The 11,127-nt window shown below is 63.1% G+C and carries 8 protein-coding genes and 1 tRNA gene; all 9 read left to right on the top strand.

Annotated elements, in window-relative coordinates:
* Positions 1 to 344: 344 nt before the first annotated feature.
* The 9 genes from rpoD to cpaB all read left to right on the top strand — a co-directional run bounded on the left by rpoD (position 345) and on the right by cpaB (position 11,123).
* On the top strand, positions 345 to 2,612 hold the full coding sequence (gene rpoD / locus RT697_RS09475; protein ID WP_313698383.1) for an RNA polymerase sigma factor RpoD: 2,268 nt from the start codon (positions 345 to 347) through the stop codon (positions 2,610 to 2,612).
* Between the two features lie 7 nt (positions 2,613 to 2,619).
* Positions 2,620 to 2,698, top strand: a tRNA-Ile gene (locus RT697_RS09480).
* 524 nt (positions 2,699 to 3,222) lie between these two features.
* Positions 3,223 to 4,338, top strand: coding sequence for a glycosyltransferase (locus RT697_RS09485; RefSeq protein ID WP_313698385.1), 1,116 nt, complete (start codon positions 3,223 to 3,225; stop codon positions 4,336 to 4,338).
* A 129-nt stretch (positions 4,339 to 4,467) separates the two neighbouring features.
* Positions 4,468 to 7,029 carry an autotransporter outer membrane beta-barrel domain-containing protein gene (locus RT697_RS09490; protein ID WP_313698387.1) on the top strand — a complete coding sequence of 854 codons (2,562 nt, stop codon included), beginning with the start codon at positions 4,468 to 4,470 and terminating at the stop codon, positions 7,027 to 7,029.
* 297 nt (positions 7,030 to 7,326) lie between these two features.
* Positions 7,327 to 7,593 carry a hypothetical protein gene (locus tag RT697_RS09495; RefSeq protein ID WP_313698389.1) on the top strand — a complete coding sequence of 89 codons (267 nt, stop codon included), beginning with the start codon at positions 7,327 to 7,329 and terminating at the stop codon, positions 7,591 to 7,593.
* Between the two features lie 14 nt (positions 7,594 to 7,607).
* Positions 7,608 to 9,008 (top strand): pilus assembly protein TadG-related protein, encoded by a 1,401-nt coding sequence (locus tag RT697_RS09500; protein WP_313698391.1) that lies wholly within the window; start codon positions 7,608 to 7,610, stop codon positions 9,006 to 9,008.
* On the top strand, positions 9,005 to 9,622 hold the full coding sequence (locus RT697_RS09505; protein ID WP_313698393.1) for a pilus assembly protein: 618 nt from the start codon (positions 9,005 to 9,007) through the stop codon (positions 9,620 to 9,622). The genes RT697_RS09500 and RT697_RS09505 overlap by 4 nt, the downstream gene beginning before the upstream one ends.
* A 32-nt stretch (positions 9,623 to 9,654) precedes the next feature.
* On the top strand, positions 9,655 to 10,323 hold the full coding sequence (locus tag RT697_RS09510) for a hypothetical protein (RefSeq protein WP_313698395.1): 669 nt from the start codon (positions 9,655 to 9,657) through the stop codon (positions 10,321 to 10,323).
* Positions 10,320 to 11,123, top strand: a complete 804-nt coding sequence (gene cpaB / locus RT697_RS09515) for a Flp pilus assembly protein CpaB (protein ID WP_313698397.1) — start codon at positions 10,320 to 10,322, stop codon at positions 11,121 to 11,123. Before RT697_RS09510 ends, cpaB begins: the two co-directional genes overlap by 4 nt.
* Positions 11,124 to 11,127: the final 4 nt, after the last annotated feature.

The following is an 11,127-nucleotide window of genomic DNA, read 5'->3' on the forward strand; positions in this document are numbered from 1 at the left end:
CGGCGGTTATTCCGCGTGGCGTTAGTGGTTCGGGTGCTGTGTATACCTAGCTGCTTGGGGCAATGGCCCGATAAGCGAGCAAAGCCTATTTATAGGCAAGCAGCCCCCCCAACGTCCGGAACCCGCCGATGAATGAGGTCATGCACGTCTTGCGCCGGAACGGTAAAACACCCATTACGGCGCCAGAAGGGCTCGCAAGAGCCGGTGCTGCGAACAACGCAGCCGCGTGAACTCTGCCGATCCGCCAGATTTACCCGTATTCCAAGCCGCACCGGGTCCGTACCCGGCGCGGCGTTATGCGGTGCAACATGCCCAAACGGGTTGCGACGACCACGGAAGCGACTATGACCAAATCCACCGGCAAATCCACCTCTGCAATTGATGCGGCCGAAACCCAGGCTGTGGCGCCCAAGCGCGCCGTCAGCATGGCCGCGGAAAAAGCGCCCGCCAAGACGGCGGTGAAGGTCGCCAAGCCCGCTGTCAAGACGGCCGCCAAAAAGGCAGCCAAGACGGCCGTTGCCGCGGACAAGCCTGAAAAGGTGACGAAGGCCCGCGCCAAGAAGGCCGAAGACAAGCTTGCCGACCTGGTCGGCAGCGCGCGCCCCGCACCGAGCGGCCGCCGTCCGGGCCGCCCCGCCAAGAATGCCAACAACGACGCCGACGGTTTCGACGATCCGATGGACGGCGAAGGCGAAGTCCTGCCCGACCTGAAGCCGCCGAAGCGCGGCGGCAAGCGCGGCAAGGCCGATCCCAAGGATCTGATCGCCCGCGGTCCCGTCACGCCGGAAGAATACGAAGCGCGCCGCAATCGCCTGAAGCAGCTCATCAAGCTGGGCAAGGATCGCGGCTACCTGACGTACGGCGAAATCAACGACCATCTGCCCGACGATCTGGTCGACGCGGAAGCCATCGACGGCATCATCAGCACTTTCAGCGACATGGGTATCGCGGTCTATGACCAGGCGCCCGATGCCGAAACCCTGCTGATGAGCGAAAACGCGCCGGTAGCGTCCAACGACGACGACGTCGAAGACGAAGCCGAAGCCGCGCTCACCACCGTGGACTCCGATTTCGGCCGCACCACCGATCCGGTCCGCATGTACATGCGCGAAATGGGCTCGGTCGAGCTGCTGACCCGCGAAGGCGAAATCGAAATCGCCAAGCGCATCGAAGACGGCCTGAAGCACATGGTCATGGCCATTTCGGCCTGCCCGACCACCATCAACGAAATCCTGGCCCACATCACCCGCGTGCGTGAAGGTCAGGCGCAGATCGACGAAGTCGTCGACGGCCTGGTCGATCCGGAAGACGGCGAAGAATACGCTGGCGCCGGTGTCACCGCGGACGAAGACGAAAGCGACGACGGCCCCGCCGGCGGCATGTCCAGCAAGCAGCTGGAAGACCTGCGCGTCAAGGCCCTGGCCAAGTTCGACGAGGTGAACAAGCAGTTCGACAAGATGCGCCTGTCGTACGAGAAGGACGGCTACAAGTCGGACATCTACGTGCGCGCCCAGGAATCCATCCAGAACGAACTGATGGGCATCCGCTTCACCGCCAAGATGGTGGAAAAGCTGGCCGACACGCTGCGCAACCAGGTTGAAGAAGTCCGCCAGCTCGAGCGCGCTGTCCTGCATACGTGTGTGGACCGGGCCGGCATGCCGCGCCTGCACTTCATCAAGGTGTTCCCCGGCAACGAAACGAACCTGCAGTGGGTTGTCGACGAAGTGGCCGCCGGTCATCCGTACGCCGAAACGCTGGAGCGCCAGATTCCCGCCGTGCAGGAACTTCAGCAAAAGCTGATCGACCTGCAAACGCGCGTCGTGCTGCCGCTGAAGGACCTGAAGGACGTCAACAAGCGCATGGCCACCGGCGAAGCCAAGGCTCGCAAGGCCAAGCGCGAAATGACCGAGGCCAACCTGCGTCTGGTGATCTCGATCGCCAAGAAGTACACGAACCGTGGCCTGCAGTTCCTGGATCTGATCCAGGAGGGCAACATCGGCCTGATGAAGGCCGTGGACAAGTTCGAATACCGTCGCGGCTACAAGTTCTCGACCTACGCAACGTGGTGGATCCGCCAGGCCATCACGCGCTCCATCGCCGACCAGGCTCGCACCATCCGTATTCCGGTTCACATGATCGAAACGATCAACAAGATGAACCGCATCAGCCGCCAGATCCTGCAGGAAACCGGCGCTGAGCCGGATCCCGCGACCCTGGCGCAAAAGATGGACATGCCCGAGGACAAGATCCGCAAGATCCTGAAGATCGCCAAGGAACCGATCTCCATGGAAACGCCCATCGGTGACGACGACGATTCGCACCTGGGTGATTTCATCGAAGACACGTCCACGCTGGCGCCTTCGGACGCGGCGTTGCATGGTTCGATGCGCGACGTGGTCAAGGAAGTGCTAGACTCTCTGACCCCGCGTGAAGCCAAGGTCCTGCGCATGCGTTTCGGCATCGAAATGAGCACCGACCAGACCCTGGAAGAAGTGGGCAAGCAGTTCGACGTCACGCGCGAGCGCATCCGCCAAATAGAGGCTAAAGCGCTGCGCAAGCTGCGTCACCCCAGCCGGGCCGACAAGCTGAAGAGCTTCCTGGAAGGGCAGTAAATTTCCTGGGCCTCTAGCTCATGCCTGGTTAGAGCAGCGGACTCATAATCCGTTGGTGCCGAGTTCGACTCTCGGGGGGCCTACCAAAGAAATCCTGAGCAATCAGGTACCGCAGCCGCCAGCAATGGCGGCTGTTTTGTTTTTGGCAAATGCCGGCAGCCGAGCCTCTGCCCCGTGGATGAGCTAACACAGCGCCGGATCTGACGCCGATGCCTCTTTCGCCAAGCCGAATTCGGCAAGTGATGCGCTGCGGGTCTGCTAAGCCGGGTTTCGAAAAAGGGGGGTGGGTTGATGGGCGTCGAGGGCGTGTCACCAGTTTTGACCTTCTTGTCAGGAGATCCAAATATATTGGTACGATGTCAGATCATTCTCTCACCATCAACTGCCGCATGAGTTCAGATCTCATGGAAGCTTTCAGGTATAGCTATCGGGCGCCTGATCCTCAAAATTCAGTTTTTGTGGATGCAGCGTGGGTCGATGATATTCCTGAACATATCAAGAACTGCGGCCCACTCTGTTCCCTGGAATTGCTTGTGTCGGGGGGCGTATTGCGTCGCTTGCGTGCAGGCGGGTGGTCGTTTGGCGCCATCGTGACCCGCAGAGATGACGAATGAATGCGTTGACGTCAACTCGTTTGCGTATCGTTCATTCGGAAGCTGCTACTGGCTTTGGGGGGCAAGAACACCGGATCCTCAAGGAGATGCGTGGCATGCGCGACCGGGGCCATCATCTGGAAGCGATCTGTCAGCCGGGTAGCGGTCTTGCGGCGCGACTGTCGCAGGATGGGTTTCAGGTGCATGAGGTACCCATGGACGGCATGGTCAACTACAGCACCGGCATATGGCGCATTCGCCGAATTTTGCGCGATGGGCGATTCGATGTGCTGAACACGCATAGCCGACGAGATACCGTGATTGCTGCATTGGCGGCGCGTATAGTCCGGACTCCCCTTATTGTTCGCACGCGGCACCTGGCGAAGCCGCCGGGCTCCCTTTGGAGTTACACCGGCTTGCCTCACAAGGTGATTGCGATAAGCGGCTATGTTGCCCAGCAGCTTCTGGACCGGGGCGTGAGTCAGAATGATCTGGAGTTGGTCTTTACCGCCGTGCCTCCAATGGAGCGGGCGCCCAGCTCGACATTACGCGAAGAACTGAGGATTCCAGACGAAGCTGTTGTGGTGTGCTGCGTGGGGCACCTCAGACCTCAAAAGGGGCATGACTTGCTCCTGCCCGCCATTGCGCGACTGTTTGCGGGAGGAGCCGATGTTCACTTGGTCCTGGCGGGCGAAGGGTCGCAGCTGGCGAACTTGAAGCAAATGTCGGTCGCTCTGGGTTGCGAATCGCGCGTGCATTTTTTGGGTCGCCGAAACGACATAAACAACGTCCTTTCGGGCTCCGATATTTTCGCGCTTGCGACGGAATTCGAGGCGTTGGGAACGTCATTTATCGAGGCCTCGGCTTGTGGCCTCCCTGTCGTGGGCACCAACGTAGGCGGCGTGCCCGAAGTGATCAAACACGGGGAAACTGGGCTTTTGGTGCCCTTCGGAGACGTCAGTGCATTGGCGGATTCTCTCGGTAGGCTTATCGGAGATCAGGAGCTCAGGCGCCGTATGGGAGAGGCGGGCCGAGCGTACATCCATGGCGAAAGAAAGTTTACAGTGTCGGGTATGGCGACCGCGATGGAAGGGGCCTATCTGCGTTGGCTAGCCCAACTACGTCGCCGTTAGGTTCATCTAGCTGCTCCTTCCTCGCAGATGATCGAGGCACTCCCAATCGCCCTGGGCGATGAGACGGGAGCTGTCCGATCGCCGATGTTTCGCATGTGCTGATGCCGAATCCCAATCGGAGGAAGTTTCATGAAAAACAACCCTCTGCACGCTGGCGTGCTTTCTCGCTTGTCGCTCCTCTCCCTCCTGGCATTTCCTTGTTTTTCCGTCGCTCAGATAACCATCGAGGGCGGGCAGACGGTCACTGTCCCTGGAACACAGGCGTCTCCCTGGACCGTGAACGGCGAGCTCGCGGTGGGAAACGTGGGAGCCGGCACGCTGAACATCACGAATGGTGGCGTGGTTTCCAGTCCGGATGCCTACGTGGGGGGCATTGCGGGCGGAGCGGGCGTGGTTACGATTACCGGAGCTGGCGCACGATGGAATGTGTCTGCCAACAGCGCAAGCGTGTTGAATGTCGGCTGGAGCGCAGCGGGGACGTTGACGGTTGCCGGTGGTGGCATCGTGCAGAGTCAGCGCGCCATCATCGGGGAGTTTGATGACGGGATCGGCGTGGCCACCGTCAGCGGGGCAGGTTCGCAGTGGATCAACGCGCAACAGCTATTTGTCGGGGTATCCGGCAGCGGCACTTTGAGCATCTCGGATGGCGGATTCGTGTCGACGGCTTCCAGTTTTGTCGGGTTCTTTGAGGGATCTGGGGAGGTGACGGTTCGCGGGAGCAATTCGCAGTTTCTGTCCGCTTCGCCCATTCAGGTGGGCGCGTTGGGGACAGGGACGTTGATGATTGCCGAGGGGGGCAAAGTGTCCGCGCCAGGCGTGCTCCTGGCGACAGCTGCTACCGGAACCGGCGCGATCGTCATCGGCAGCGATGCAGGAACGGCTTTAGCCGCGCCTGGCACGTTGGAAACTGCCCGCATTTCATTGGGTCCGGGCGACAGCCGGATCCTTTTCAATCACACATCGCTCGATTACGTGTTTGACGCGTCCATTAACAACGGCGCCAACAATGCGGTGGGCTCCAATACCGGTTTGCTCGGAGGCGGCCGGATCGAGGCGATGGCGGGCCGCACCATTCTGAATGCGGACCACCAAGACTTTACCGGTGTTGCGCAGGTGGGCGGCACGGGCATTCTTCAGGTCAATCGTGATCTATCCGGAGCCGCGATGCAGGTGCTTGCCGGCGGCACGTTGGAAGGGAATGGACGGGTCGGCAGTGTCGTCAATGCCGGCACGGTTTCGCCCGGGGCTTCCTTGGGCGTGCTGACGATTTCTGGCAACTACGCGGGCAGCGGCGGCTCGCTGCTGCAGCTTCAGACGGCGCTCGGCGGTGACGCTTCACCCACGGACAAATTGATCGTCTTGGGAGACGTTGCGGGAAATACCGCCGTCAACGTCACCAATCTGAATGGCGCCGGCGCGCAGACGGTAAATGGCATTCGCGTCATTGAGGTCGGCGGCGCGTCGCCCGCCAACGCGTTCACGCTGAGGGGCGATTATCAGACCGAAGGCGGTCAGCAAGCCGTGATCGCGGGCGCGTATGCGTACACGCTTCAGCACGGCGGCTCGGCGTCGTCGCCTGACAAGAACTGGTATCTCGTGTCCGCGTTCACGGAATCCGAGACGACCCCGGAACCCGAGCCTGGACCTGCGCCCGAACCCGAACCGGGGCCCGGCGCGCCGGTGGAGGAGATTCCCGGCAGCCCCGAAGAAGGACCCCGGTATCAGCCCGGCGTACCGCTGTATGAACAATATCCCTTGGTGCTGGCTTCCCTGAATACCGTACCCACATTGCAGCAACGCGTCGGCAACCGGTTCTGGCGCGCGGACGGGCAATCCGCTGCGGTTGAAAACTTCGGCGGGTGGGGCCGCATTCAAGGCTCCATCAATTCAATGACTCCGCCGCAGTCGGCCACCAAGTCGAGCCGGGATGTGGATATTTGGAAACTGCAAACCGGCGTCGATGTCGTCGCAAATCGCCGGGCAGATGGGTCGATGCTGGTGGCAGGCCTCAATTTTTCTTATGGCAATGCGTCGGCCGATATCCGATCTCCTTACGGGCGCGGCAAGATCGACACGACAGGCACGGGGCTCGGCGCCAGCATCACGTGGTATAGCGCGAGCGGCTTCTACGTGGATGGACAGTTGCAGGCGATGTGGTTCGACAGCGATATCTCGTCGCGCACGATCGGCCGCCGTGAGGTCAAGGGCAACAACGGAAGCGGCGGCGCCGTTTCGGTGGAAACCGGATATCGCCATGCCATCGGGAACGGCTTTTCGCTGACGCCGCAGGCGCAACTGGTCAGGTCCCGCGTGGACTTCGACAGTTTCACGGATCCGTTCGGCGCGAAGGTGCGGCTGGACGACGGCGACAGTCTCGTTGGCCGCCTGGGCGTATCGCTTGACTATGAACCCGAGCCGGCTGCGGGGCAGGGCGCAGCAGGGCAAACGCATATGTATGCCATCGCCAACCTTTACAACGAGTTCATGAATGGGTCGAACGTCAATGTTGGAGGCGTCGCGTTCCGGAGCCGCGACGAACGGCTGTGGGCCGAGCTTGGCGTTGGCGGCACCTATCAATGGAACAAGGGGCGCTATGGGGTGTATGGCAACCTCAGCCTGGCCGGCGCCACCAGCAACATGAGCGACAACCATTCGGTTGGCGGCATGATCGGCTTTCGGGTGCAGTGGTGAGGGAGGCCGAATGGAAGAGCGCCCCAGCTCAAGGTGAGTCTGAGGCGCTCCTGCCCGGCTTCGCACGCGATGGGTGTCAGACAGCCCGGCAACTCAAATCTACTGCTGGCATCCTGGCCCGGCAATAGGGGAAACCCTCGCAATAAACGGGGTGGGATCGTGCGTTTCGCGTGGCTTTCGACGGGGAGCGCGCGTCAAGGGCCGGGGGCGAATTTGTCCGTCTCGGCATCCACGAATTGTCCGCCCGCCGCCCGCTGGCGACACTGGCCTCCACGTTCATTGCACGGGAGAGCAGGCATGTGGGGGCATCGAAAGCGCCAGTTGGGCCAAGGCATGACCGAATACATCGTCGTCGTGGCGCTGGTCGCCGTGGCCGCGATCGCGGTCTATCAGTATTTCGGACAGGTCGTGCGTTCGCAGACGTCGGCAATGGCCCGCGAGCTGGCCGGTGAAGATGGCAGCACGCAATCCAAAGCCGCGCAGCAGGCGGCCCAGAAGGCCGCTGCGCAGACCAAGGCGAGGTCGCTCAAGTCGTTTACCGGCAATGCCGAGATCGCGAATTGAGGGCGCATTCCATCATGTTCGCCGATCAACAGCGGGGCCAGGCTTTGGTCCTGGGTATTGTGATTGCGGCCGTCGGTGCGGCGTCGCTGGTGGTCCTGTACAACTTTGGCCAGACCGTGGAGGCGCGAAGCCGCCTCACTCACGCGACCGACGCGGCGGCCTACAGCGGGGCGCTCGTCCAGGCGCGCGCGCTCAATGCCATTGCCTACGTGAACCGCAGCCAGATCGCGCATCAGGTTGCCATGGCGCATCTGGTGACGCTGGGGGCATCGGCGCAGTACCTCGATGCGATGCAATCGCAACGCCGGCGGGGCAATCCGCCGGCCGGCCTGATCGCCATGCTTTTCGGACCCGACGCCGGGGCGGCCTATCTGGGGGCGCAGGCGCCACCCGATGGCGAAAGCCGGCTCGCCCGCGCTTTCGCGCAACACGATCGCGTCGTGCATCAGGTGCTGGAAATGGCGGCGCAAGAGATTGCCGGCGACCTCACGGCATCACGGGATCGTGCAATGCGCGAGGTGCTGGCTGCCAATTATCCGACGCTTGGAGAGGTCACGCCTGCCAATGCGTCGGGTGCTTCGCCACTGGGTCTGCGTCTGCTGTCTGACGGTTGGCCTGGCTACGCGGAGCGCCACGCCGCGACGCGCAAGGGGGGCCTGCGTCCTGCAACGGAAGTTGCGGTCGCCCGCTATGGTTTTTTGGATCGCCGCAACGCCACGCGCCGCAATCCCTGGGCTGTCAGTCCACGGTGTCCCTTGCATCGGCACGAGCTCAGGCGGCGCGGCTCGACCTGGCTGGGGCCGGACGGCCAATGGGGCGCGTTGGACACGCAGTCCTACCACGCGCTGCGCTCGAATCGCTGGATCGGCTGCTACTTCCGCGAGTACGCGATGGGTTGGGGAACCGTGCAGGGCGAAAAAAGCCGCGCTCCCGACGATGTGGAATTTGTCGAAGATCCGCCTGCGGACTTTTCGCAGGAGGACTTCTGGCGGTGGGTGGAACACGCGACCTCGTGGGACATATTCGGCGGGGCAACCAATCCCATGGCGAACTCTTACGCCATGGCCTCGGCGCGGCGCTGGCCGGGGCGCGGCTTGCCGGCCTATCGAGAGGTCGCGCCGAAGCGTCTTGCCGAGCCTTTGCGGTTCGCCGTGGCGGTCAGCCTGAATTCCGGCGTCGTGAAAACCACGGATGCCGACAGTGCCGTCGCCGCGCCAATCGGTCAATTCCGTTATGCCGCATTAGGTCGGACGGGCGCCGTCTCGGTCAGCACGGCGGCCGAGACTTACTTTGCACGGCCGGAACGGCGCGCCGACGGGCGGGAGGAACTGGCCACACTCTTTCGGCCCTATTGGCAGGCTCGCCTGTCCGCCGTCACGGCGCAGGAAGCGGTGCAGGCCAGGAGGCATCCATGATGAAGCGCGGGTCAAACGAACGCGGGCAGGCAGTTGTCGAGGCGTTGCTCATGTTGCCGCTCATGGCCGTGCTCCTCTGGGCGGTATCCGATATCGGCGTGATGCAGTTTTCGGCGCAGCGCACCACGCAGGCCAGCCGGCAGGCCGTCATGGCGGCGGCGTTGGGACAGCCGGTGGCAACGCTGCGTGCGCCTGTGGGGATGGACCTGGACGGCGCGGCCCGGAGTTGGCCGAGGACCGCCGTGGTCGGTCCGACTGCATTGCAGAACGAATGGTTCGGCGGGGCAATGCAGTTGATGTCCGTGCAGACCCGTTTACTGCCCCCTCAAGGCAACGCCCTGTTTGGATTGCCGATCTCGCGTCACATCAGCGTCGCAAGCGGAGCGGGCTACGCGCATGACGATGCCGACGCGCAACGCCGTGTCGGCGCATCGCCGACAGGGTGGTTGCAGGCCAGCCGGACGTCGCTGGCGGAGGCTGAGCGGATGCTGCGCCAGGTCAACAAGGTCGAGGCGCCATGGGGGCGGCCTACGTTGTCGCGGGATTGGCTTTCCGCGTGGGGTGACGTGGTGCCCGATGAGCGGCTTGGCAAGCGTGCGGAGGACAGAAGATGAAGCGGGATCGATCTGTGCCCAAGCGTTGGGACATGCTGCGCCGCATTGGCTCGCTTGTCCTCGGCGTTGGCCTTTGCGCAGCGTTCTTGCTGCTGCCGCAGCGCGCGGGTGCGTCAGCAGGCGTCTCCAGTCTTGAGAGTCTGCGATTGCCCGCGGGTGCTGTGCGTGAGCGCATGGCGGACCGGATGTGGCTGCACGGGATGCCTGCGCAGGTGTGGGTGTTCGACGTGCCACAAAGCGTGTCGGCTATTGCGAAAACGCTGGCCGCGCAGCAGCCTGCGTTGGCAGATCTGCACGTTCTGCCCGGACAACTCATCTTGTCCGGCCGCGTTGGCAATGACCGTTGGGTGGCGCAAATGGAAAGCGCCGGAGCGGATCGCACCGTCGGCAGCCTTTCGGCAATCAGTGTTCGTGCGGCGCCTACCGCACAGTTGCCCGGGTGGCTGCCGAAGGGCGCGCGCGTCAGATCGGACGTGGCCGTGATGGAAGGCGGCGTCAAGGTGTCGGACCGCATCTGGCAATACGCGGTGCCGCCACAAAAACTGACCGAACTCCTTGATGCCGGCCTGCGGCGGGCAGGCTGGGTTCGGCAGGGCGAGGACGCCGGTCAATGGTGGGCGCGCGAACGCGAGCGGATGAAGTTGTGGCTGATGCCTTTGGATGGCGGCAGCGGGCTGCGTGTCCTCGGGTGGGCGCCATGAATCCCTGGATCATTCGCGGCGCCGCGCGGCTGCGCCGGGCCGGTGTGTATGGATTGGCGGTGCTGGCGGGACTGGTGGCTGCCTGGGCTGTGCGGGAACACGTTCAGCAGCGTGTCCAGGCGCTGGAGGCCGAGGCGCACTTGCCGTTGGTCAGCCGCCTGGTGGCCGCCTACGACTTGCCGGCCGGCACGCTGCTCCAAGAAGTGCACCTGGCCGTGCGCGAGATCCCTCAACCCTGGGCCCCCAGCGCCAGCGTTGACCCCCTCGAGGTCGGCAGCGTGATTGGCGCCACGCTTCTCGCTGATGTCGCGCATGGCGAACCGCTGCTCAGAAGTTTCATGACTTTCGAAGCGCCGCAGCCTTCGCTGGCTTCGCGGCTCCGGGCGGGCCAGCGAGCGCTTACGGTTGCCGCTGCGGATCTCGGCGGGCTGGCGGACATGCTGAAGGGCGGTGATGCGATCGACATCTATGTGACGTTCAATCATCGCCAGCGGGAACTCACCGTGCCTGTGCTGCAGCGTATGCGCGTCCTGACCGTCGGGGGCGAGGACGGTGTGGGAAACATCACCTTGGCGGCAACGGCCGATGAAGCCATGCGGTTCATCGCCGCGCGGCAGGCCGGGGTGTTGACCGCGATGCTGCGCCATCGCGATGACGCCGCATCCGTGAACTCCGCCGCACAAAGCGATCTGGCCTCGCTCATCGGATTGGACGTTGAACCCAAGCCTGCGCCGGGCGTCGCCATTCTTTATGGCGATCGCCTGGACATGCAGGCAAACCTTGACGCGGAGCGGCCATGATACG

The organism is Achromobacter sp. (assembly GCF_032113835.1).
Lineage (GTDB): Bacteria > Pseudomonadota > Gammaproteobacteria > Burkholderiales > Burkholderiaceae_B > Achromobacter.

Excerpts from the sequence above, each read along its gene's own strand:
- rpoD (WP_313698383.1), top strand. The coding sequence starts at position 345 with ATGACCAAATCCACCGGCAAATCCACCTCTGCAATTGATGCGGCCGAA.
- RT697_RS09485 (WP_313698385.1), top strand. The coding sequence starts at position 3,223 with ATGAATGCGTTGACGTCAACTCGTTTGCGTATCGTTCATTCGGAAGCT.
- RT697_RS09490 (WP_313698387.1), top strand. The coding sequence starts at position 4,468 with ATGAAAAACAACCCTCTGCACGCTGGCGTGCTTTCTCGCTTGTCGCTC.
- RT697_RS09495 (WP_313698389.1), top strand. The coding sequence starts at position 7,327 with ATGTGGGGGCATCGAAAGCGCCAGTTGGGCCAAGGCATGACCGAATAC.
- RT697_RS09500 (WP_313698391.1), top strand. The coding sequence starts at position 7,608 with ATGTTCGCCGATCAACAGCGGGGCCAGGCTTTGGTCCTGGGTATTGTG.
- RT697_RS09505 (WP_313698393.1), top strand. The coding sequence starts at position 9,005 with ATGATGAAGCGCGGGTCAAACGAACGCGGGCAGGCAGTTGTCGAGGCG.
- RT697_RS09510 (WP_313698395.1), top strand. The coding sequence starts at position 9,655 with ATGCTGCGCCGCATTGGCTCGCTTGTCCTCGGCGTTGGCCTTTGCGCA.
- cpaB (WP_313698397.1), top strand. The coding sequence starts at position 10,320 with ATGAATCCCTGGATCATTCGCGGCGCCGCGCGGCTGCGCCGGGCCGGT.